This is a genomic window from Vibrio sp. BS-M-Sm-2, from assembly GCF_041504345.1.
Classification (GTDB): domain Bacteria; phylum Pseudomonadota; class Gammaproteobacteria; order Enterobacterales; family Vibrionaceae; genus Vibrio; species Vibrio satsumensis.
In genome coordinates, this window is record NZ_CP167895.1 from 304342 (window position 1) to 327280 (window position 22939).

Annotated in this window: 19 protein-coding genes; 9 read left to right on the top strand and 10 right to left on the bottom strand. The window is 44.8% G+C overall.

The genetic code is table 11. The annotated features are described in order from the left end of the window. Positions 1–22: 22 nt before the first annotated feature. The gene (locus AB8613_RS17535) at positions 23–931 is read right to left on the bottom strand and encodes an FCD domain-containing protein (protein WP_372385378.1); all 909 of its coding nucleotides are present in this window, start codon (positions 929–931) and stop codon (positions 23–25) included. 138 nt (positions 932–1069) lie between these two features. Here AB8613_RS17535 and AB8613_RS17540 point away from each other — a divergent pair, with 138 nt between their 5' ends. Next, positions 1070–2089 carry a zinc-binding alcohol dehydrogenase family protein gene (locus tag AB8613_RS17540; RefSeq protein WP_372385379.1) on the top strand — a complete coding sequence of 340 codons (1020 nt, stop codon included), beginning with the start codon at positions 1070–1072 and terminating at the stop codon, positions 2087–2089. A 113-nt stretch (positions 2090–2202) separates the two neighbouring features. Here the strand turns inward: AB8613_RS17540 and AB8613_RS17545 are convergent, their stop codons facing one another. Both AB8613_RS17545 and AB8613_RS17550 read right to left on the bottom strand, forming a co-directional pair. Further along, positions 2203–5220: an efflux RND transporter permease subunit gene (locus AB8613_RS17545; RefSeq protein WP_372385381.1), complete on the bottom strand. Its 3018-nt coding sequence runs from the start codon at positions 5218–5220 to the stop codon at positions 2203–2205. A gap of 2 nt (positions 5221–5222) precedes the next feature. Then, positions 5223–6056 (bottom strand): efflux RND transporter periplasmic adaptor subunit, encoded by an 834-nt coding sequence (locus AB8613_RS17550; protein ID WP_372385383.1) that lies wholly within the window; start codon positions 6054–6056, stop codon positions 5223–5225. A gap of 196 nt (positions 6057–6252) precedes the next feature. Between AB8613_RS17550 and AB8613_RS17555 the strand changes: the two genes are divergently transcribed. Continuing rightward, on the top strand, positions 6253–6957 hold the full coding sequence (locus AB8613_RS17555) for a response regulator transcription factor (RefSeq protein WP_372385385.1): 705 nt from the start codon (positions 6253–6255) through the stop codon (positions 6955–6957). A gap of 50 nt (positions 6958–7007) precedes the next feature. After that, positions 7008–8258, top strand: a complete 1251-nt coding sequence (locus AB8613_RS17560; protein WP_372385787.1) for a sensor histidine kinase — start codon at positions 7008–7010, stop codon at positions 8256–8258. A gap of 79 nt (positions 8259–8337) precedes the next feature. Here the strand turns inward: AB8613_RS17560 and AB8613_RS17565 are convergent, their stop codons facing one another. The 6 genes from AB8613_RS17565 to gcl all read right to left on the bottom strand — a co-directional run bounded on the left by AB8613_RS17565 (position 8338) and on the right by gcl (position 15398). Next, positions 8338–9141 carry a type II secretion system protein gene (locus AB8613_RS17565; protein WP_372385386.1) on the bottom strand — a complete coding sequence of 268 codons (804 nt, stop codon included), beginning with the start codon at positions 9139–9141 and terminating at the stop codon, positions 8338–8340. Between the two features lie 144 nt (positions 9142–9285). Continuing rightward, positions 9286–9900 carry a TetR/AcrR family transcriptional regulator gene (locus tag AB8613_RS17570; RefSeq protein ID WP_146490258.1) on the bottom strand — a complete coding sequence of 205 codons (615 nt, stop codon included), beginning with the start codon at positions 9898–9900 and terminating at the stop codon, positions 9286–9288. 192 nt (positions 9901–10092) lie between these two features. Then, the gene (locus tag AB8613_RS17575; RefSeq protein ID WP_372385387.1) at positions 10093–11403 is read right to left on the bottom strand and encodes a glycerate kinase; all 1311 of its coding nucleotides are present in this window, start codon (positions 11401–11403) and stop codon (positions 10093–10095) included. 340 nt (positions 11404–11743) lie between these two features. Further along, complete coding sequence (locus tag AB8613_RS17580) at positions 11744–12640, bottom strand: 2-hydroxy-3-oxopropionate reductase (RefSeq protein ID WP_372385388.1); 897 nt, start codon at positions 12638–12640, stop codon at positions 11744–11746. A 37-nt stretch (positions 12641–12677) separates the two neighbouring features. After that, on the bottom strand, positions 12678–13454 hold the full coding sequence (gene hyi / locus AB8613_RS17585; protein WP_372385390.1) for a hydroxypyruvate isomerase: 777 nt from the start codon (positions 13452–13454) through the stop codon (positions 12678–12680). Between the two features lie 171 nt (positions 13455–13625). Next, entirely contained in the window at positions 13626–15398 is a 1773-nt protein-coding gene (gene gcl / locus AB8613_RS17590) for a glyoxylate carboligase (protein ID WP_372385392.1), read from the bottom strand. 313 nt (positions 15399–15711) lie between these two features. On the opposite strand from gcl, the gene aceB reads away from it, so the two are divergent. Continuing rightward, a complete protein-coding gene (gene aceB / locus AB8613_RS17595; protein ID WP_372385394.1) occupies positions 15712–17337 on the top strand; it encodes a malate synthase A in 1626 nt (541 codons plus the stop codon). Positions 17338–17440: 103 nt separating this feature from the next. Then, positions 17441–17881 carry a heme-binding protein gene (locus tag AB8613_RS17600; protein WP_008220964.1) on the top strand — a complete coding sequence of 147 codons (441 nt, stop codon included), beginning with the start codon at positions 17441–17443 and terminating at the stop codon, positions 17879–17881. Between the two features lie 98 nt (positions 17882–17979). On the opposite strand, the gene AB8613_RS17605 is transcribed toward AB8613_RS17600, so the two are convergent. After that, positions 17980–18462 carry a MarR family winged helix-turn-helix transcriptional regulator gene (locus AB8613_RS17605; RefSeq protein ID WP_146490252.1) on the bottom strand — a complete coding sequence of 161 codons (483 nt, stop codon included), beginning with the start codon at positions 18460–18462 and terminating at the stop codon, positions 17980–17982. Positions 18463–18585: 123 nt separating this feature from the next. Here AB8613_RS17605 and AB8613_RS17610 point away from each other — a divergent pair, with 123 nt between their 5' ends. From AB8613_RS17610 to AB8613_RS17625, 4 genes are all read left to right on the top strand, one after another. Next, positions 18586–19479 carry a DMT family transporter gene (locus AB8613_RS17610; RefSeq protein ID WP_146490251.1) on the top strand — a complete coding sequence of 298 codons (894 nt, stop codon included), beginning with the start codon at positions 18586–18588 and terminating at the stop codon, positions 19477–19479. A gap of 151 nt (positions 19480–19630) precedes the next feature. Continuing rightward, positions 19631–20551: a LysR family transcriptional regulator gene (locus AB8613_RS17615; RefSeq protein ID WP_372385395.1), complete on the top strand. Its 921-nt coding sequence runs from the start codon at positions 19631–19633 to the stop codon at positions 20549–20551. 173 nt (positions 20552–20724) lie between these two features. Next, positions 20725–22038 carry a hypothetical protein gene (locus AB8613_RS17620; protein ID WP_372385396.1) on the top strand — a complete coding sequence of 438 codons (1314 nt, stop codon included), beginning with the start codon at positions 20725–20727 and terminating at the stop codon, positions 22036–22038. Positions 22039–22111: 73 nt separating this feature from the next. After that, positions 22112–22765, top strand: a complete 654-nt coding sequence (locus AB8613_RS17625; protein WP_372385397.1) for a hypothetical protein — start codon at positions 22112–22114, stop codon at positions 22763–22765. Positions 22766–22939: the final 174 nt, after the last annotated feature.

The following is a 22939-nucleotide window of genomic DNA, read 5'->3' on the forward strand; positions in this document are numbered from 1 at the left end:
ATCAAAAAAGATAAGCCAGCCTTTATGCTGGCTTATCCATTATCAGACTATTTTCCATGGTTCGCTTGGCCGTTTGAAGATGATGTCTCAACTCTCCCATAGCTCCAATATCATCACCACTTAAAATTTTACTCAACACCGCCATATGCTCTTCAATAGCAACCATATTTCGAGTGCGAAGATCACTATTATCCCACTGGTAATGGAAATGAAATATCACTGAAATGATATCGTAAAATTGATCCATAAATGGATTGTTGGTCGCCGATAATAATAGAGAATGAAATTTTTGATCCAGTTCAGAAAAAGCTTGGTATTCACTTACCATTGCTTCACGAAGCTGCCTATGCTCATGTAATAGATATTGTGCTTGTTGCCACCGATCATCATTTTTAGGCAGGTTCATAAATCGACTCAAAGCATGACACTCAAGCATTTCACGAAACTCAAACAAGCTAGAAGCATAATTTTGTTCAAAACGTACCATGCGCCAACGACCGCGGTTAATATTTTCAATTAAATGAAAACGAGAAAAACGAATAAGGTGCTCTCTAACAACAGTGGTTGAACACTTCGCTTGCTTTGAAAGCTCAAGCTCTGTGAACTCTTGCCCTGGCATAATCTGCTTGTTTTTTATAGCTTCATTGAAGAAGGTTTCAAACTCCGCGCTTTGGATGTCATTCTCTGACATAGCGGTCGTATAGCCGTCTTCTTCTTCAGGCTCTCGTCCAATCAACCACACTTCCCCCTCAAGCTCTAATACGCCTTTATCTAGTAAATCAGACAAAACATGCCTAATCGTTGTTCGGCTTACACTAAATAAATCAGCAAGAGCGGATTGAGACGGTAAAGGGGACTCAATATGACCAAGCCTTACAGCATCGAGTAATTGATTAGTAGTGGTTTCTCTTAAGTTTTTATTTCTTGCCATTCTATCTCCTCCCAAAAGATAAAATACCATTAAAAAACAATCAACATTGATAGCAAGCACGTATTTATGAGAATTTCTCGCTATAAAAAACAGGTCAAATACACTGATTTCAAGTTCAAATAACCAAGAGATTCACATATGAAGTCATTGATTTGCGAAAAGCCATACCAGCTAAATTACATTGAACAAGACATGCCAAAAGTACAACCTCACGAGTTACTTGTGAAAGTGGCTTCAGTTGGTATTTGTGGAACAGATATTCACGCATATACAGGAAAACAGCCTTTCTTTAGCTATCCGCGAGTATTGGGACACGAATTGTGCGGTACTGTTTGTGAAACTGGTGCACAAGTAGATGAAACATTTGTAATAGGAGATAAAGTTGCTCTAATCCCTTACGTAGCTTGCTATGAATGCCCATCGTGCAAAAGTGGGAAAACAAATTGCTGTGAAAATATTTCTGTTATTGGTGTCCATCAAGACGGTGGTTTTTGTGAATATATTACAGTACCTCAAACGAATGTATTGAAAGTAAATGGTGTCGACAATGCTACAGCAGCACTTATAGAACCTTTTGCGATTAGTGCACACTCGATTCGCCGGGCAGATATCAAACCTAGGGAAGCTGTGCTTGTTGTTGGTGCTGGACCAATCGGGTTAGGTGCTGCAGCTATTGCCGCAGCAGATGGCGCCAATGTTGTAGTTGCCGATACACAAAAAGAACGTCGAGACCATGTAACTAGTGAATTACAACTTCCTACACTGAACCCTATGGATGAGGACTTTCACGTACAGCTACAAGCTTTGTTTGGAGGCACTCTAGCTCAAACCGTTATTGATGCTACAGGTAATCCCCATGCGATGAATAACGCTGTAAATCATATTCGTCATGGCGGGAAAATTGTATTCGTTGGTTTATTTAAAGGAAACCTAGAAATCAGTGACCCAGACTTCCATAAAAAAGAGACAACTCTAATGGGAAGTCGAAATGCCACCCAAGAAGATTTCAGTAAGGTACAGCAACTGATGACCAAAGGCCTACTAACTGCCAACATGATGCTTACCCACTCATTTGAATTTGAGACAATTGGTACGATTTACGAAGAGCAAGTGGTTAACAACAAAGAGCTATTAAAGGGTGTGATTAACTTCGCCTAAAACCAGCTTTATGGTTCGGCTTTATGATTAAATAAGGCACCTATCGGTGCCTTATTATTGTTAATACTCTATACAACCTTTCACTATAAATTATATGAACAACTCACCCGCATCTATGATGAGATACTTAGTTTTCTAGCAAAGAACAACGCATACATAGCAGGAATCACCAAAAGTACGACAGGCAACGAGAACAACAAACCATAGCCTAGTGTGAGCGACATTGGCCCCATAAACACATCCGTTCCACCTAGCCCATAAGCGAGCGGTAGCAAGCCAGCAACTGTGGTCAGAGAGGTCATAACAATCGGACGAAGACGGCTGACTGCAGCTTGCGTCACGGCATCTATCACGTTCAATCCTTCGATTCTTAGCTCGTTGATCCTGTTAATCAGAACCAAAGAGTTATTGACCACAACTCCAGTCATTCCAAGTACGCCAATCAGTCCAAACAGAGACATCGGCTGCATGTGTACGACTAACGCCATCAGTGAAGCCATGATCGCAAACGGGATAACCGCCATAATAAGCAGTGGTTGCAGTAGTGAGTTGAACATCACTGCCAATACAAAGTAGATCGCCACCATCGCCGCAGGGAACACCACCATAAAACCACTCATGGTTTCATTAGTGCTTTCCGCCTCGCCGCCAACATTAATTGTCACACTTGCCGGGTATTGGCCTGCAAGCTCAGTCACTAACTCATCGGCTAGCGCGACAGAGCTGATACTCTCGTCAGACAAACCCGCAGAAACCGTCACCTCACGCTCACCATTGTAGTGCTTGATAAGACGCGGGATTTCTATCTGCTCAACCATGGCCAAGCGGCTCAGTGGTACTTGTTGTCCGTCTGCCGTGTAAATCTTTGTGGTTTTCAGTTTCTCTATATCGCGGAACTGCTCGTCCAATACCACTCGTATATCGACCTCTTGGTCACCAAGCCAAGTGGATGTCACGCTGTTACCATCAAACCCGACACGCAGCGCGTTCGATAGATCAGTCACCGTTAGGTTGTATTTCGCCAACCAGTGATACTGAGGAACAATATTAAGCTGGGGATCTTTCAGCGCTTCACTGTGATTAATGCTGGTTACCCCTTGGTAGTCTTCTAACCAAGCCATCACCAAATCAACCGTTTGGTTGCGTTCACTCTCCGTTCCGCCAAGCACTCGGACTTCAACCGGGTCACCCGGAGGCGGGCCACCAGCATCAATTGAGAACTTAATAAACATCTCATCAGACAACGACGCCAACTCTTCATTCAGTGCAGTAATAATCTGTTCAGCAGAACGGCTACGTTGGTCAAAGTTCGTTAAATTGATGATGCCTTGTGAGACTGGCGACGAGTAAATCAGTTCATAGCTGACTAGCTCGGTTTCAGGTAGAGATTCAATCGCTTGTTCAATAGCTTGATGAGCCTCTCGCACTTGGGATAACGGAGTTCCAGCCTTTACCTCGGTATACACATCAATGTATTTGCCCGCTTCTGTCGGGAAGATATCCACTTTCAACGAAGACACTAAATAACCTGAAGCGACGAAACCAACGATGGCCAATGCGATAACCGATTTTTTGTAGTTCAGTACCACATTCAGCAATGAACGATATTGGTTAGAAACCCATTCAAAACGATCTTTTTCTTCGACTTTTTTGCTGTTCTCTTTCGCAGAAGATAAGTGAGCAGGTAGCGTTAACGTACATTCGATAAATGAGAACACTAATGCTGCAATAACAGTAATTGGAATCACTGCGACGGCTTTACCCATGGTGCCCGGAATGAACATCATTGGAATAAACACCAAAGCAGTTGTCACTAGGCTCGCCATCAATGGCTTAATCACTTTTAAAGTACCTGACACCGCAGCATCGACGCCTGTTTTACCCGCTTCCTTCTCTTGGAAAATACTCTCAGCAATGATCACTGAGTCGTCGACGATAATACCGATCACCAACAACAACGCAGCCAATGTGATGCTATCTAAATTCAGCCCCATGATTGGCAGAACCATCATCACGCCAAACACACAAAATGGAATAGAGACCGATACCCAGAAAGCCACGCGACGCTGCAAGATCATGCTCAAGATCAGTAGAACCAGCACTAAACCTATCGCCCCGTTGGTTGCCACGATAGAGAACTTCTCGCCCATGTCTTTACCAAGATCTAGGCTTGTCTGGAAAATGAATTGGCCACCAATGCGCTCGCTCTCTTTGTCCAACAATGCCTTGATGCTATCGATAGTTGCGATCACATCGGCACTGCCGCTATTGGTGATTGAGAAAATGACTGCAGGCTTGCCGCTCATGACTGGAGCTTGCGTTGCCCGAGCAAAGGTATCGATAACTGTCGCCACATCAGAAACTCTCACAACCTGACCTGAATCCAACGCCTTAATCACGATGTTAGACACATCATCCGTCGACTCTACTTTGGTCATGGTGACGATCTTCTGTTCTCGACTCCACGACTCAACAAAGCCGCCTGATTGCGACAAATTGTGCTGCTCTATTGCGGTGCTGATATCGTTAAAAGCCACTTGGTAGCGACGCGCTTTTTCAGGATCGACCTCAACCCAGAACTCTCGCTCATTAAAGCCAGACATATTGATAGAACCAACACCGCCAAGGTTGTTGATTTTCTTTTCTAACTGATAGGCGTAGTGCTGCAAAGACGCCGAATCTGTATTGTTACCCGCTAGGCTGACGCCAAAATGGTACACATCCAAAGAAGAGGTTTTCTGTTGAGTCACTACCGGTGGCGAATCAATATCTTTCGGCAGATTACCGACTCGATCAACCGCTTGTTGGATGTCTCGCAAGATCACGGCGGCATCGTCACCGGGTAGGTATTCCACCTCGATGAAAGAACGTCCCTCCGAAGATTCAGACGAAAAGTACGCAATACCATCCACTGAACGAAGCTCTTTCTCGATTGGATTAGTAATGTTCAACTCAATGTCTTGAGCCGTTGCACCTGGATAGATAGTTTCGATTTCCGCGGTGTCCATCGCAACATCTGGGTACTCTTGCAAATTGAGCTGCATTAACGACATAGCACCGGTTAGCAGCACCATTACCGTGATAATACGAGCCAAGAACTGACGATTGGCGAAGTATGCTAGAAAGTTCATTGTTACAGCCCTTTACCTTCATTTGATGCAGTTTGATTCGATTTTATTTGAGCGGTTGTCATGCTTTGCAGAGAAAGATCCGTCGAGGCATAAACCGACATCCCCGGCTTAAACTGATGGCCTTGGTTGGTAATTTCGACGAGCACCGGGTAGGTTGAGTTTTGCATCTCAACACCAATGCGCTGTACGTTGGCTTCCATCTTGAATTCTGGATTAGTCTCAGACCACACCACCACTTCCTGACCAACGGTGAAATGTTTTAAGTCATATTCACTTGCCATAAACGACAGCGTCACCTTGTCGATATTAACTACTTCATAAAGCAAATCTCCCTCGCTCACCCAAGCGCCTGATTGCGCCGGTTTATTGGAGATGTAACCCGAGATTAGGGATTCAATCTGAGTGTTTTCGAGATCCACTTGCGATTGTTGATATTCAATTTTCGCTACGGAAACGGCGGCTTTGGCGCTAAGAAACTCTGCACGCGCGGTGTCTAACTCTCCTAATGAAAGGCTGTTCTTTTTGATGAGCGCTTGATAGCGGTTGTAGGTTGCTTTACGCAATGCAAGGTCCGCCTCTGCCAAAGCAAGATTCGCTTTCGCCTTGTTCACGCTAAACTTAAAATCATCGGCTTTGATCTGAGCCAGTACCTGCTGCTGGTTTACGGCATCACCCACTTCAAGGTTATTCATCTCAACCACACCGGGCACCTCTGCCACGACACTGTGTTTATTTAAACCTTGAACATGTCCGATTAACTCCGTTGCTTGAGTTATTGATATTTGAGTTGTGGAGACTCCCAGAAGAACTGCAAGCGCGATAATTTTAGTGTTCATAATTCAACCCTCACCTATTGATGTGAACTATTGTTGAATTCGCTTTGTCGAATTAAAGTCGAAGTCGGTTCGACAATGAAAAATAATCTGATGGCGTTGTATTTTGTGCGCAACACTATCAATTAGACATAAATTCGACATAATTTTAGATAGGCTACATTTTTACTGACCGTATATTTTGGGTGGGAGCAGAGCGATGCTTGAACGCAGTCGTATTTTGGTTGTTGAAGACAATATCGAACTACAAGGCATAATTGCCGACTTCTTAGAAGTGAAAGAGGCCGTTGCAGACTTCGCTTCTGATGGCGAGCAAGGCTTCAAACTTGCAATGGACAACGACTTCGACGCTATCGTTCTTGATGTAATGCTGCCCAAACTTGACGGAATGCAAGTGGCGTCTAAGTTACGTCAAAATGGTGTAACCACTCCAATATTGATGCTAACAGCATTGAATGGCCAAGAAGATCTATTAAGTAGCTTTGATTCAGGTGCCGACGACTTCGTAACCAAACCGTTCAAGTTTCCTGAATTAGAAGCTCGCCTGTCAGCACTGATAAAACGCAATAAAGGCTTAGTCGCCAAAAAGTCGTTGAGCTTTGGTGAAGTGATCATCGATGAAAAAACACATACCGCATCAAGAAGTGGTCAATCACTCAACCTAACCCCTATCATGTTTCAAATTTTGAGAGAGTTAGTCAAAGCTCAAGGTGGCGTCGTGTCTCGTGAAAGCCTCATCTACATGCTTTGGGGCGATGACATTCCAGACAAAGACGTACTCCGCAGCCATATCTACCTATTACGAAACGTGCTCGATAAACCCTTCGATTTTCCTATGCTCAAGACCATTCCTAAACACGGTTTTCAATTAATCGTGTCTAACAATGAGCCTCAATCCGCATGAAAATTCGCACAAAGCTAGGCAACTCAATTGAGGATGTCAGAATCCGCACTATGCGAACGTTTTCGGTCATCGCACTTGTCTCTTCATGCATTGTCTTTTTCGTTTTCTCGCTACGCTTGGTGTGGCAAGAAGAAGCTCAAATCGAGAATCACTTAAAATCATATAAAGGGGTAGCACAGCAGTTTTACCGCCTTCTTTCTCCAAAAGGCAGCCTCAAGCTGTCAGAAAACGTAACGGCCTACTATGGTGAAACCGATTTTACCGACCAACTGAAAAAGCTTCCGCCAATGGCACTAGAAACGGTCGATCGACAGCGTTTTGAGATCAGGCTTTCCGAAGAAGATATTATTATTCCCGGGGTTATCGTCTACCACTTTTCTTTTGAAGACCAGGGGAAAACCATTCCGACTTACATCACCATCAGCTCTTTTGATATGGACCTATGGGATGACAGTTGGGGCGTATTGATGGCGATTTCGACTCTGTTGATGATCGGGCTGATCATAGTATTGCGGATTACACTTAAGCGAGTATTCGACCAACTAATGGCGCCCATTTCGGAGCTCAGTACTCAACTCACTAAACTTGAATCTGACAACTTCAAAGTACCCGACCACACGGTTGATGAGCTGCAGATGCTCACCTCGCACCTCAACAGTTACTCGACAATGAAAGACAGGCTTGCCAAGCAAGAGATGATGTTTGCGAAATACGCTAGCCATGAATTGAAAACACCGATCTCAATTGTTATTGGCGCAGCAGAATTACAAGCCATGAAGCCCGATGATCCTGTATTTCAAGCTAAGCAACGACAACGTATTCTTGGAGCCGCCAATGGCATGAGTACTACTGTTAAAGTGCTACTGAACATTGTTAAGCAAGAGAACTCTTCCGCCGAAAATACACTAACGGCTATCGATGAAGCCGCTATCGATTTATCGAAGTACCACACGATGTTGGCTCCAGATGCTGAGCTACAGTTAAACATTGAGCCAAATACTACGCTTAACATGCCTTTGACAATCGTCAATATGGTGCTTAAGAACTACATTGAAAATGCGATTCGATTTACCACACAAGGTAAGATTGTAGTGACCATCAACTCCAACACGATTTCGGTTTCAGATACTGGCTCGGGGCTTAATGATGATACTAAAATGGAACACGGCCTTGGCCTAATCATCGTAAAACGCATCGGAGACAGTTACGGCTGGACATCCACACTGATAGATAACGTCCAGTCGGACACGAGCCTACATCCCGCGGGCTGCACTGCGACTTTTGCTCGAAACGATGTATAAAAGCTGCATCTATTCAAAAGCGACTCTTACAAGAAACTGCGTATACAAAAAAGGACATCGAATGATGTCCTTTTGCTATTTAATCGTCGTCCTCACAAGGCTCCCAGTCTCGATCGAATGGAGAGGTTTCGTTATCTCTTCGGTCCCACCTGTCGCAAGGGTCCTCTGGGTCTTCCGGATCATCATCTTCACACGGTTCACGATCATTGGCTTCAACGCTATCGTCATCCCAGCACGGCCTTTCCCAAGGTGGCTTAGGATCTGGGTCTGGGTCTGGTTCGGGATCCGGGTCTACAGGGTCTACAGGGTCTACAGGGTCTACAGGGTCTACAGGGTCTACAGGCATCGAGCCACCACCATCACCGATTTCAACACCTCTAGTGCCAACGACGTAAGTTAAGAAACCATGAGAGCTAAAACTTTGATTTGAAGCTCCTGCCATCGCGCTTGCAGAAGACAGAACTGGGGCGTTGTAATAATAGTACTGGCACGCAGCATTTTGCGCATCAAACACAGCAACCAACGAATCTGAATCTATACTATCAACGCTTGCTCGAATGCCTGTCGTTATTACATTCCAAATCGATTCACACTCTAATGCTGACGACGCTAAAGGGTATTCTGATCTCTGTTGAGTCTCTTCATCCCAAAAACTCAACATCTCACCGTTTACCTCAAGTTCGTTCGGTTCTCCCGCCACTTTATGTTCTGAGTAAACGATATCTAGACCAGAAAGCAGCGTTCCTTTTAAACCAAACAAGACTGAGTCTTTTGCATCACTAGAAAAATTAAGAAAACGAGGGGCAGCGGTTACGGCGAGTACACCTAAAAGAACAATCACAGACACCAGTTCGATCAGTGTAAAACCCTTAGAGCTTTTCATCTTGCCTACTTAGAAACTATTAAAACAGATAATAAGGAACAAGATACTATAAAAACAAACTTGTGGTACAGCGTACTTATAACTTTAATGGAACATCATATGTAACAAAGTATGAATGAGGAATTCACTCCAAGCCCATGTTAACTAAGACTTTCCTTTCACACCGCAACCTTTAATAACTAGCTGGGTGATAAACTCAGCGGCTTCTTCATAATCTTTGTCATCGAGCTGCTCTTTCTGCATCACGCTGCAAATCTGCCAACCAAAATCGGCGTAGGTTTGGGTAGCCGCCCAGATGGTAAACATCAGGTGGTGCGCAGGAACGTCATCCATTAAACCTTGTGCTGACCACGTTGAGAACTTATCAAGAATCATCTGCGATTGCTTATACAGCTCATCACCAATCTCTTTCGGCAGCACTTTCGCGCCCGACATCACTTCATTGGCAAATACTTTAGAAGCATGTGGATGGTCGCGAGAAATAATCAGCTTGGTTTGAATATATTGAGACAAAGCTTCAACAGGATCGCTGAGCTCTTCAATCGGACGAGATGCTTCTAGCAAGGGCTGAGTGACGGTTTCAAGCACAGCGTTGTAGAGCTTATCTTTAGAGCTGAAATAATAGAATACGTTAGGTTTGGGAATGTCGGCCGCTTTTGCGATATCAGCCATTTTTGTTGCGGCATAACCATGAGTGGCGAATTGTTCACACGCGACTTCGATGATTAAATCTTGATTCTTTTGTCTGATCCTAGACATATTGCATCCTTTACAACTCATTACTTAAGCCATAGTAATCAACGTGCTTCATTAGTCCAGAAGATAATCTCAGAACTCGAGGTCACAACATTGATAGCAATAAAATGGTCGTTCTTATGTGCAGAAGAGCGACCATTCAATACTGCTAGCTTTCCAACGCTAATATTTTGGGGGCTATTCGCACCGTTCAGATTAAAGAATCAATATCGCGCGGAAGTCATTCACGTTGGTTAGCGTCGGCCCCGTGCTCAGTAACACACCGACTTGCTTAAAGAAGTCGTAGCTGTTGTTCGCGTCAAGGTAGTCTTGCGCTTTAAGCGACAGGTTCAAACCTTGCTGCCATGTTTGAGGTGTGATCCATGCACCGGCGTTATCTTCTACACCATCTATACCATCAGTATCGGCAGCCAGAGCAAATATATTGTCTTGGCCTTTAAGTTCGTTATACAAACTTAAAAGGAATTCACAATTTCGCCCGCCACGGCCATTCCCTTTAACGGTCACCGTGGTCTCACCACCAGAAAGTATCACGCAAGGCGTCTCAAATGGGTGCTTATTGTCAGCAATTTGCTTAGCCAGGGCAGCATGAACCTTCGCTACTTCTCGCGCTTCCCCTTCAATACAGTCACTCAACACGTAAGCGGGGATCCCCAAACCTTCAGCTTCTGCAGCGGCAGATTCTAATGCTGACATTGGAGTTGCGATAATATGATGCTCTGCATTCTTCCAACACACATCATCCGGCTTAACGGTTTCTGACTCAGGGTTATTGAGCCATTCAAATGCCGAGCGTGGTGTTTCAATTTGGTAGCGTTCTAAGATTGCCATTGCATCAAAGCGAGTGGTGGTATCAGGTACGGTTGGGCCAGAGGCAATCACACTAATATCGTCTCCCGGCACATCAGATATTGCCAAAGACACAACTCTTGCTGGGTATGCCGCTTTGGCAAGTCGACCACCTTTGATTGAAGATAAATGCTTACGAACGCAATTCATCTCATCAATGGCTGCACCCGACTTAAGCAGCGCTTTATTGATTTGTTGCTTCTCTGCCAAACTGATATCACCACCCGGTAAACTCAATAACGCAGAGCCTCCACCCGACAACAAGCAGATCACAGTATCATCAGCACTAAGATCATTAACGAGTTGCAACATACGTTGACTCACTTCTAAACCCATCGCGTCTGGAACTGGGTGCGCCGCTTCAATCACCTCAATGTGTTCGCAAGGAGCCGTGTGCTCATAGCGAGTCACGACCAAACCTTCAAGGTCACGCAGTGCAAGATCTTGTTGCTTCTTTGTTTGCCATACGGCTTCAAGCTCCGCCGCCATTGACGCTGCAGCTTTTCCCGCTCCGATCACGACAGTGCGCCCAGCTTGATTAGCAGAGCGATAAAAAATGTCTTGAGGTAGAAAAGGTTCGATGTGATTTTTTGGTAGTGCCTCATTTACAGCACTTGAGAAAAGGGTTTGCAGAAACTGCTTAGCATCAATGTCCATCAGCCACTCCTTAGTTGACGGAGAAAAAAAGAACCCCGATACAAGGCGAAAGGGTGCCTGCTAAGATTAAGTTGGAAAGGAACAACTTCAACCTCTGCCTCGTATCAGGAACGCGTATAAAAGGAGACGAAACTACGCGATTTATAAACAAACTGTTTGAAACTGGTGGGCTCGCACATCGCAGCTCTGTCGAGGCGCAAAGTAGATTCACAATTCGACATTACATGTAATGGCAGCCCAGATTCATTAGCCTTAGCCCTACTGAAGCGACAAAGCTTTACAACAAAGCCACTACAGCGACAAAAGCCAATGAATTGAGACGGATTAATCGTTACGGATATTAGCGAATAGAGTGGTCAGAACGCTTCTCTATCGCTTGGATAAGCGCAGAGTGGTCCCAGCCTTCACCGCCCATTTCGGCACACTCGCCAAACAACTCTTGAGCGTTCGCCGTATTCGGTAGTGCGACACCTAACTCTTGTGCGCCCGTTAGCGCAAGGTTCAGGTCTTTCTGGTGAAGCGAGATTCTAAAACCTGGGTCAAATGTGCCTTCAACCATACGCTCGCCATGAACTTCCAGGATCTTAGAGTTAGCAAAACCACCTAGTAGTGCCTGACGAACTCGCGCTGGATCAGCACCGGCTTTTGAGGCAAATACCAAGGCTTCGGATACCGCTTCAATATTCAGTGCAACGATGATCTGGTTAGCAACCTTACACGTTTGGCCAGCACCGTTATCACCCACCAGCGTGATGTTCTTACCCATGATTTCGAATAGCGGACGGGCTTTGTCAAAGGCGTCTTGCTCGCCACCAACCATAATGGTCAGTGCGGCATTGATAGCACCTACTTCACCACCCGATACCGGAGCATCTAGGTAAGAAGCACCACCTTCATTGATGCGAGCTGCTATTGCTTTGGTCGCGATAGGCGAGATTGAACTCATATCGATAACCAGTTTTCCAGTCGCACCGCCGGCAGCTAGGCCTTGCTCTACTCCGTTGTTACCAAACAGTACCTCTTCAACTTGAGGTGTGTTTGGCACCATTAGGATAATGACATCCGCCGCCTCTGCCGCTTCCGCGGGTGAGTGACAGACTGTTGCGCCCGCTGCGACCAGATCAGCAGGAGCTTCATTGAAGTGGTCTGATAAAAAGATATCGTGGCCCGCTTTTTGTAGGTTGCTCGCCATAGGTTTACCCATGATGCCAGTACCGATAAATGCAATTTTAGACATGTTGTTCTCCTTAACGTTTGAGGGTTACCAGACGGAATTAACGGTACTGGTGTAGCCAACCAAGGCCTTCTTTAGTCGTTGTTTTGGGCTTGTACTCGCAGCCCACCCAGCCTTGATAGCCAAGCTCATCAAGATAATTGAGCACGAATGGGTAATTGATTTCTCCCGTCCCCGGTTCGTGTCGACCTGGATTGTCAGCCAGTTGAACGTGCGCGATTTGGCCAATGTTTTGTTGCATAGTCGGCGTTAAATCGCCTTCCATAATTTGCATGTGATAAATATCGTATTGGATAGAAAGGTTATCGCTCCCTACCTCTTTAATGATCGCTTTAGCTTGCTCAGTGGTATTTAAGAAGAAGCCCGGAATATCACGCGTGTTGATCGCTTCAATCACTAGGCTAATCCCTTCTGCTGCTAGCGCGTTCGCCGCGTAATGCAGGTTAATCACAAACGCCGATTGCGCATCTTGTTGGGTCACACCTTGCGGAACAATCCCTGCCAAACAATTCACTTGGGTACAACCGAGCGCTTTAGCGTAAGCAATCGCCTTAGTTACACCCGCTTGAAACTCTTCGACTCGAGCTGGGTCGACCGCGATACCACGGTCACCGGCGTCCCAATCCCCTGCAGGTAGGTTAAATAGCACTTGTTCTAAATTATTCGCGACAAGCTTTTCTTTAATTTCGTCCGCATCAAAGGCATACGGGAAAAGGTACTCCACGCCCTGAAAGCCCGCTTCTGCTGCGGCTTCAAAGCGATCCATAAAATCAACTTCCGTGAATAACATTGACAAGTTTGCTGCAAATTTTGCCATGACTCTGTCCTTACTCTTTATTTGGTGAAGCTCTGGTTATTAGGTAAAGAAACCGTTATTTATTGAAACTATGACTGCTTAGTGAAGCTACAGTTGCTTAATGAAGCTCCGATCTCTTTGAGCTTCTCCGTTGAGCCAAGCTTTGGCTCAACGGGTACACGTACAACAAAGCTACTTGTATGCAAGCGCTGTCGGGGCATCGCCGCGGCTTTCGGCAAGCGGTTCGAATTCATTGATGGCATTGATCTCGACACCCATTGCTATGTTGGTTACTCGCTCAAGAATTAGCTCAACAACAACCGGGACTTTATGCTTATTCATCAGCTCTTTGGCTTGTTCAAACGCAGCGGCAATTTGCTCTGGTTCACGAACTCGAATCGCCTTACAGCCTAAACCTTCAACAACCGCAACATGGTCAACACCGTAACCTTCAAGCTCTGGCGCATTCTGGTTATCGAACGCCAGTTGTACACAATAATCGATATCAAATTGGCGCTGTGCTTGGCGAATCAAACCTAGGTATGAGTTGTTCACCAACACATGAATGTATGGCAAGTTGAATTGAGCACCTACCGCCAGTTCTTCGATCATAAATTGGAAATCGTAATCACCAGAGATAGCAACGATATCGCGATTTGGATCGGCCGCTCGTACGCCTAATGCCGCAGGGGTTGTCCAACCCAATGGGCCAGCTTGACCACAGTTAATCCAGTTACGCGGCTTATAAACATGCAGGAATTGAGCAGCAGCAATTTGCGACAAACCAATGGTGCTCACATAGCAAGTGTCACGACCAAATGCCTTGTTCATCTCTTCATAAACACGCATTGGTTTCATTGGTGCTTCATCGAAATTGGTTTTACGCAGCATGGTCGACTTGCGTTCCTGACACTCACTTGCCCAAGCATTTCGGTTTGGCAGCTTGCCTGCATCACGCCACTCTTGAGCAACTTCAACCATTAGCTCAAGTGCTGCTTTCGCATCAGAAACAATACCTAAGTCGGGACAGAACACTCGACCGATTTGGGTCGGTTCAATATCAACGTGCACAAACTTGCGCCCTTCGGTGTAAACATCGACAGAGCCGGTATGACGGTTTGCCCAGCGGTTACCTACACCAAATACAAAATCAGAGTTGAGCATGGTTTCGTTACCGTAACGGTGGGAAGTTTGTAGCCCCACCATGCCGGCCATTAAGTCGTGATCATCTGGGATAGAACCCCAGCCCATCAAGGTTGGGATAACCGGTACACCCGTGATTTCTGCAAACTGCTGCAGCAACTCAGATGCGCCAGCGTTAATTACGCCACCACCAGATACAATCAGTGGTTTCTCAGATTGAGACATCATGGTTAGTGCTTTCTCAACCTGCGCACGTGTTGCTTGTGGCTTATATGGTTCTAGCGGTTCATAGGTATCGATATCAAACTCAATTTCAGCCAGCTGAACATCGATAGGCAGGTCAATCAGGATTGGGCCTGGACGACCCGAACGCATTAAATGAAACGCTTTTTGGAATGCGCGTGGCACTTGTGCAGGTTCCAGCACCGTGGTTGCCCACTTTGTTACTGGCTTAGCGATAGATTCAATGTCGACCGCTTGAAAATCTTCTTTATGAAGACGAGCACGTGGCGCTTGGCCTGTGATACATAGAATTGGAATCGAATCTGCAGATGCAGAATACAGACCCGTGATCATATCCGTGCCCGCAGGACCAGAGGTGCCAATACACACACCAATATTACCTTGATTGGTACGCGTGTACCCTTCAGCCATATGGGATGCACCCTCTACGTGACGAGCTAAGACGTGTTCGATTCCTCCGAGCTTTTTCATAGCCGCATACATAGGGTTTATTGCTGCGCCGGGAACACCAAATGCGATGTCTACGCCTTCACGTTTAAGCACTTCTACCGCTGCTTCAATCGCTTTCATAATTGCCATTCGAACCTCCAGTTCAGATTGTATACAATTAAACTAACTTTTGTACACTATGAATCATCCTCAGCATTTATCAACCCTAGATTGAAACATTTTTGTTACATCAACCTATCCTCTTGAACAGCAAACAAGCCTGAAAAGCTTACAATTCATTACTTTACATAAAATATCTTTACGTAAAAATAAATTACAAAAAGACCAAATGATAAATAAATGTTAAATACCCTTTGCTTGTTTACAATTTATGCAATATAAATATCCTTAAAAAGAGCGTTTTGTATACAAAATGGCATCGTATTGTTTAAAGGAGACAACAATGATGAATGACGTAAAAGAGAGAGAAGAAGTACAGTGTATGCAGGTACTCGGGAATATGGACAACTCCGAGTACAAAGAGATCTTGTCTAAAGATGCATTAAAATTCTTAGAAGCTCTTGTGAATAAGTTTGGAGATCGCCGTCATGCCCTGCTAAGTGACCGCGACACAAAACAGGCTCAATACGACGAGGGTGAGTTACCCAATTTCAGAAAAGACACTATCTCCATTCGCCAAAACAAAGAATGGAAAGTAGCACCACCACCACCGGAGCTACTGGATCGCCGCGTAGAGATCACCGGCCCAATCGAAAGAAAGATGGTGATCAACGCATTAAACTCAGGCGCGAAGGTCTTCATGTGTTGCTTTGAGGATGCGTCTTCCCCAACTTGGGCCAATATGGTCGAAGGGCAAATCAACCTAAGAGATGCCAACCTTGGCACCATTAGTTATTTCGATGAGAAGAAGCAGAAGCGTTACCAATTAAACGACGATCCTGCACTGCTGATCGCACGCCCACGAGGGATCCACCTTCCTGAGCAATCCATCCAATTCAACAATCAGCCTATCGGAGGTTGCTTGATGGACTTCGCCTTGTACTTTTTCCACAACTATCAATCACGTGCACAACAAGGTTTAGGCGTTTACTACTACATTCCAAAGCTAGAAAGCATGGAAGAAGCACAGTGGTGGGACGATATTTTCAGCTTCACCGAAAACTATTTCCATGTACCAAAAGGCACCATTCGCGCGACAGTATTGATCGAAACGCTACCAGCCGTATTCCAAATGGAAGAGATCTTGTACGCCATGCGTGATCACATCGTTGCGATGAACTGTGGCCGTTGGGATTACATCTTCAGCTATATCAAAACGCTGAAGAACCATAAAGACCGCATCCTGCCAGATCGTCATGGAATCGGCATGGATCAAGAATTCCTTAACGCCTACAGCCAACTGTTGGTGCGCACTTGTCATGCTCGCGGTGCACTGGCAATGGGTGGTATGTCTGCCTTTATTCCAGCAAAAGATCCGCAAGAAATGGCGCGTGTAACCGCCAAGGTTATCGAAGATAAACAAAGAGAATCTCAAAATGGTCACGATGGCACGTGGGTAGCGCATCCAGCATTGGTTGATTTAGCAATGTCGATCTTTGATAAACACCTTGATGGCAAAGTAAACCAAATGGATTTCCAAAGCCCTGAGCATGTGATCAACGCAGACACGCTATTGAAATCTTGTGAAGGAAGCCGCGACGAAGCGGGCGTACGTAAAAACATACGCATCGCGCTTTATTACATTGAGGCTTGGATCCAAGGCTACGGTTGTGTGCCTATTTACGGTTTGATGGAAGATGCCGCAACCGCTGAGATCTCAAGAGCCAACATCTGGCAATGGATCCACCACGGCGTCACACTTGATGACGGCCAAACTTTTACCAAACAACTGTTCCACTCTTGGCTTTACCAAGAGCTAGACACGATAAAACATGAAGTCGGAGACTCGCGTTATGCAGCTGGTCGATTTGAAGAGACAGCCGATCTTTTCTATCAACTTTCTACAGCCGATGAGTTCGCTGCCTTCCTAACTTTACCCAGCTATGGGCTACTACAAAAGTCCAGTTAGGACTCTTGTACCAAGTTGAATCTGTCAATGGCATTCACGAACATGAGTAGCAATTGGCTGACTGAGCTTGGTACATATGCCCCTTGAAAAACTAGGAGATAACATGGGAAGTTTGACTCTACAACAAGCGTTAACCATCATAGATGGAACCTTAAAAGCAGGAAACAAGATCCACACCGAGCCTTTGACGGTCGCCGTCTTAGACAGTGGTGGCAAGTTGATTTCTTTGCAACGTCAAGACGGCTCTAGCATGATGCGACCAGACATCGCTATCGCTAAAGCATGGGGAGCACTCGCACTGGGTTGTTCCTCTAGAAAACTCGCCCAAGATGCTGACAACAGGCCTGCATTTATCTCCGCCGTAAACGTACTCGCACACGGTAATATGGTGCCAGTACCAGGGGGCTTACTAATTCGAGACAAGGATAAAACGGTACTCGGTGCTATTGGGGTAAGCGGTGACATTTCAGATATAGACGAAAGCTGCGCCATCAATGGTATTGGGTGCGCGGAACTGTTCAGTGATGAAATGCTGCAAGCTTAATTCACCAATTCTTTGTACTTGAAACTCTTAGAAAGGAACAAAAAACCGAAGCGATTAAGCTTCGGTTTTTTAATGAATCTAAAGAAAGATCAGCAAAACTATTCGTAAGCACTCAGCCACGTTTTCAGGAGTTGGTTAGTGTTCTTCTTCTGACTCGCAGACATGGATTTAACCAGTTTTTTCTGCATTTCGACATGCTCAGTCATCATTTGGTCAATCAGAATGAGACCATCTTTGGTTAGCTGGACACTCACACTACGTCGGTCTTCTTTGCTGTGCTCACGGCTGATCAACCCTTTAGCTTCTAGCTTATCAAGGCGATTGGTCATCGCGCCAGATGTCAGCATCATCGACCCGATCAGTTCTGACGGAGTCAGTCTGTAAGGCTTTCCAGAACGTCGCAAGGTGGCTAGCACATCAAACTCACCCAGCTTCATGTCGTATTTTTTATGAAGCTCGGCAACTTGCGTCTCCATATACTTGGCAATTCGCATAATCCGGCCCATCATTGCCATAGGCTCAGTTTCTAGCTCAGGCTTTTCCTTTGCCCATTGCTCTACTACGCGGTCGATAGCATCCATTTGCAATCTCACTCCGTTGTTAGTCTGATTACTTTAAACTAGTTTAACATAAAGATACTTTACAACCACTAGTTCTCAGTATACAGTTCACACAACAGTTACCTTAACGTAAAGATATTTTATATGAACATATTATTAGCAATGATCCCCGCGTTCTTCTGGGGAACAACCTATGCAGTGACGCAATTTACGCTACAGGAGTGGCCACCATTATTATTGGGTGCTTTGCGTGCGTTACCTGCTGGTTTGTTATTGCTAGCAGTAAAACCTACACTGCCTAAAAAAGGCGAGTGGCAAATCATTTTCACATTGGGCCTTATCAATATTGCGACCTTCTTTGGCTTGATCTTCGTAATGGCGTTAACGCTGCCTTCGGCCATCTCTGGTGTAGGCATGATCTCCGTGCCTGTATTTGCGATGATCTTTCACTGGGTAGTGAAAAAGCAACGCCCGCATTTGATTCAAGCTTTGTCTGGTATTGGTTTGATCACATTGGCGTGGATCCTGTTTAACCCAAGTCAAATCGCGTTAAACCCCATCGGTTTGGGAGCAATGTTCGCCGCTATCATGTGTATCGTTATCGGTAGCAGCATTACCAAATCATTGGGTAATCGCATGCACTGGTGGAAGGTATTAACGTGGCAACTGATTTTGGGCGGTACGATTTTATCCGTAGCTTCTGGCGTTCATGCATTCATCGACCCGCAGCCTTATGTTAACGCAGTGACTCATTTCGATACTCGTAATGCTATGGGGCTAGTGTGGGTGATTGGCCTAAACACAGCGCTGGGATACGGCATGTATGTGTGGTTACTGCAACGTATGTCAGTGGTTGATTTCACCTTCGGTGGTATTGCAAACCCAGTAGCTGGCATCGTAACTGGTATGGTTTTGATGGGTGAATCATTCACTGCAGTCCAATACTCGTTAATGACTGGCATGATCGTGATGTCGCTGCTCCCACAACTTATTTTGGCAATTAGACAGTCCAAGCAAATTAAACCTGTTACTCAATAGCAAGCGCATATAGAAAGTATCTATTCCAGAGCCCAACAAACCCGCCAAGTGCGGTTTTTTTTATTAGCATCACATCTATATACGTTTTCTATTTGTTCTCAATCGGTTACCAACTTATGATTAAAGAACTCATAATCATTCGGTGCTCCTTATGGCAAAAGATCTATTCTCGAACTTAGATTTAAATTTACTTCGCACTTTTATCATTCTTCATCAAGAAAGAAACATGCGTAAAGCCTCCGAGCGCCTATTCGTATCTCAGCCTGCGATAAGTAAAGCTCTACAACGATTGCGCGATCATTTCGACGATGAACTATTTGTCAAAACGCATCACGGCTTACGAGCAACTGAACACGCGAATATGTTGGCTGAGAGTATTTCTCCGATACTCGATGAGCTTTCTTCTGCATTAAACAGTAGTAATGAGTTCAACCCTGAAGAGCTGCAAGGTGTGATTAAAGTCGCTCTCTCTCCTTATTTGCTTTCGTCCCTTTCCAGTAAACTTTTTAAAGCAATAAGAGCAGAAGCTCCCTTGGTACAGGTTCAGCTGTTGAACTGGTCTGGTACTACTATGACCGACATCATCAATGATGAAGTACATATCGGCTTAAATTATGAAATCAATCACGCGCCAAAAGAGCTGCTTCAACAGCCAATTGCGAAAGACACATTTAAGGGGTATGTACGAGAAGATCACCCCTACGAAAATGATTATTTAGAAGTCAAAGATGGCGTCAATTTCGAGTTAGCCTCTGTCATTGCTGTTGATTGGAATTCACACCAATCACTTGCGGAAAAGATTTTGAAGCTAAAAGGCCATACTGCCAATATAGGCTTTCGCTCCGAGCTACCATCAGCCGTCATTGATGTAGTTAGAAACTCAGATATGATTTTTCCGGCGTCAAAGTTTTTGGAGATCGAACAAAAGACCTCGCTCAGAGCGATTAAGTTGTTATTTGACAGTGCAGACGTTCAGCCAACCGTTTGTGCGTATTACCACCATAAAAACCGAAACAGCCCAGTCACATTATGGCTCAAGAAAAAACTCGAGCTATTGCTCAATGATAACTAGCGGTTATCACCACCTTTCCCCTCTTTCATTAATAACTCATCGTTAAGGCCTCTATTCTTTTAAGGGATTAGAGGCTTTTTTACACAATCCATATACTTCTCTCATCGGCTAGGAACGCCACATAACACTGCAAGAAGCAACCTTCGTTCCTATACAATATTTGAGAGTAAACCATGAAACTAAAATTACTAAGCACACTTATCGCAGCCTCATTCCTAGCTGGTTGCTCTTCTTCTGGTTCAAGTGGTGGTGCGACACCAATGAATCCTATAGAGGTGACGCCAAGCAACCCAATCGAAATGAGTCCAAGCAACCCTATCGAAGTCTCTCCAGAACACCCTGACAACCCGGAGTTTGTAGAACCAAGTGTTCCAGTAGCAAAAGATATTGTAGTGGTAGATGAAGAGCTAAAAGTCAATGGCGAAGTCGTAGCGTATGTTGATGGAAACGATAGACTCGTCAACGCAGATGGTCATGCCATTGGACACGTTGAACGTAATAAAAATGGTCAAGTTAACGAAGTCTATGTAAGCACAAATACATATGGCTCAGTAAAAATTGAACTGAATCCTGCTGTAAACCCACAAGACCGTATGGTTACGGTAACTGGTGAAAACGGTAATAAGCTTGAAATCTTCCGTGGGGATGGTTCGTGGACTTTTATTCCTTCAGGTACACCTGATTTACCAATCTACGATGACGTAGAAAACCCAATTGGTAAAGATATTGCTGTGATCGATGGTGAACTGATTGTTGATGGTGTAGCTATTGCAGGCATCAATGCAGATGACCGAATTGTTGACGCAAATGGCAATGGGATTGGTCACGTCGAGCGCAATAAAAATGGCCAAATAAACACTCTACATATCTCTACTAACATCTACGGTTTTGTCAAAATTGAGCTTAACCCAGCAGTCAACCCGGAAGATCGTATGGTAACCATTACGGGTGAAAACGGAAACAAACTTGAAATCTTCCGTGGTGATGGAACGTGGACTTTTATTCCAGCAGGAACTCCATCCAATCCAATTCACGATGGTAACGGTAACCCTGTGGCAAAAGATATTGTAATTGTTGATGAGGTATTAATGGTGAATGGTGAACCAGTTGCCTTCATTAATGGCAACGACAACATTGTTGATAGTGACGGAAATGCGCTAGGTCACGTTGAGCGAAACCGAAATGACCAAGTCAATAAGATACACCTATCTACGGAAGCTTATGGTGTTGTTAAGATTGAATTGAGCCCAGCTGTTAACCCAGAAGATCGTATGGTGACAATCACCGGCGAGAACGGCAACAAGCTTGAAGTTTTTCGTGGCGACGGTTCATGGACATTTGTCCCTGCACCAGACGCTAACCTACCTGAATTAGATAGCTCGAATGCAGTACAGAAAGCTGAACTAAAATCGAAGATCCAATCTCTATCTCAAGAACAACGTCAGCAAATTAAGCAAGCTGTCAAAGACCGCGCTAGCCGCAGCTAATAAAAAATAATAAATGCAAAAGCAAGGGAGCCGCTTATTAGCGGCTCCTTTTTATTTGAGAGTTGAGAACACGATGAAACGATTATTAATCCCTTTATTGATGCCCCTTGCGGCATATGCAAATGACCATCAATTACAAACTTTGAATTATCATGAACCAAGCTTGAGCTTTCAAACCGCGAAGGCTGGTGATAATTGGATAGGGACAGTATCCGGAGTAATTCAAGCAACTGAAGAGATCAACATCAGTGCAGAAATTGACTCGGAAGGTTACCTAGAACTAGGGACTGGTTACGGCTTGATGCTAGGTAACTTTTACACTGAAGCTTTCGTGAGTTATGGCCGAGCTGACCTTATCGATATCTACGACATCGGCTTATTTGGGGGCACTGCCATCACCAACAATATTATGGTTTTTGCCAACACTTCGCATGAATGGCGCGATGTTTCTTTATCCCTCATAGATATGACAGATAGAGAATGGAAAAACACTATCGGGACAAGTTACTCTCCCACAGAGTTTATGAACTTTTCCTATTCATTCAGCCATGATCGCCAATTAACGGGTTCAAAAGGTTATTACAACAGCCAAGACGTCACGTTTACCCTGAAACCCAAATGGGTGGAACCTTATGTGAAATATACTTTCGGCCAGAAACGTGTGAGTCCAGGAGACGTATTTCGTTCTGATGGCAGCGTCGAGCTAGGCTTCAACCTTCGTTTTTAGTTTACCGTTTCGTGTGGTAGCTCTCTCCCCTTTACGATCTGTTTGAGTAAAGGGGCTTTTTGCTACAGATAACCATCCATCGATTTTCCTCTCCACGGTTTCACAATAAATAATTACACACTCTCATTTTTGAGCCTGCCGCGTATCAGATATGTTTTTTCGACTAACATAAAG

Coding starts and splice junctions, on each gene's coding strand:
- AB8613_RS17535 (WP_372385378.1), bottom strand. CDS start 931: ATGGCAAGAAATAAAAACTTAAGAGAAACCACTACTAATCAATTACTC.
- AB8613_RS17540 (WP_372385379.1), top strand. CDS start 1,070: ATGAAGTCATTGATTTGCGAAAAGCCATACCAGCTAAATTACATTGAA.
- AB8613_RS17545 (WP_372385381.1), bottom strand. CDS start 5,220: ATGAACTTTCTAGCATACTTCGCCAATCGTCAGTTCTTGGCTCGTATT.
- AB8613_RS17550 (WP_372385383.1), bottom strand. CDS start 6,056: ATGAACACTAAAATTATCGCGCTTGCAGTTCTTCTGGGAGTCTCCACA.
- AB8613_RS17555 (WP_372385385.1), top strand. CDS start 6,253: ATGCTTGAACGCAGTCGTATTTTGGTTGTTGAAGACAATATCGAACTA.
- AB8613_RS17560 (WP_372385787.1), top strand. CDS start 7,008: ATGCGAACGTTTTCGGTCATCGCACTTGTCTCTTCATGCATTGTCTTT.
- AB8613_RS17565 (WP_372385386.1), bottom strand. CDS start 9,141: ATGAAAAGCTCTAAGGGTTTTACACTGATCGAACTGGTGTCTGTGATT.
- AB8613_RS17570 (WP_146490258.1), bottom strand. CDS start 9,900: ATGTCTAGGATCAGACAAAAGAATCAAGATTTAATCATCGAAGTCGCG.
- AB8613_RS17575 (WP_372385387.1), bottom strand. CDS start 11,403: ATGGACATTGATGCTAAGCAGTTTCTGCAAACCCTTTTCTCAAGTGCT.
- AB8613_RS17580 (WP_372385388.1), bottom strand. CDS start 12,640: ATGTCTAAAATTGCATTTATCGGTACTGGCATCATGGGTAAACCTATG.
- hyi (WP_372385390.1), bottom strand. CDS start 13,454: ATGGCAAAATTTGCAGCAAACTTGTCAATGTTATTCACGGAAGTTGAT.
- gcl (WP_372385392.1), bottom strand. CDS start 15,398: ATGGCAATTATGAAAGCGATTGAAGCAGCGGTAGAAGTGCTTAAACGT.
- aceB (WP_372385394.1), top strand. CDS start 15,712: ATGATGAATGACGTAAAAGAGAGAGAAGAAGTACAGTGTATGCAGGTA.
- AB8613_RS17600 (WP_008220964.1), top strand. CDS start 17,441: ATGGGAAGTTTGACTCTACAACAAGCGTTAACCATCATAGATGGAACC.
- AB8613_RS17605 (WP_146490252.1), bottom strand. CDS start 18,462: ATGGATGCTATCGACCGCGTAGTAGAGCAATGGGCAAAGGAAAAGCCT.
- AB8613_RS17610 (WP_146490251.1), top strand. CDS start 18,586: ATGAACATATTATTAGCAATGATCCCCGCGTTCTTCTGGGGAACAACC.
- AB8613_RS17615 (WP_372385395.1), top strand. CDS start 19,631: ATGGCAAAAGATCTATTCTCGAACTTAGATTTAAATTTACTTCGCACT.
- AB8613_RS17620 (WP_372385396.1), top strand. CDS start 20,725: ATGAAACTAAAATTACTAAGCACACTTATCGCAGCCTCATTCCTAGCT.
- AB8613_RS17625 (WP_372385397.1), top strand. CDS start 22,112: ATGAAACGATTATTAATCCCTTTATTGATGCCCCTTGCGGCATATGCA.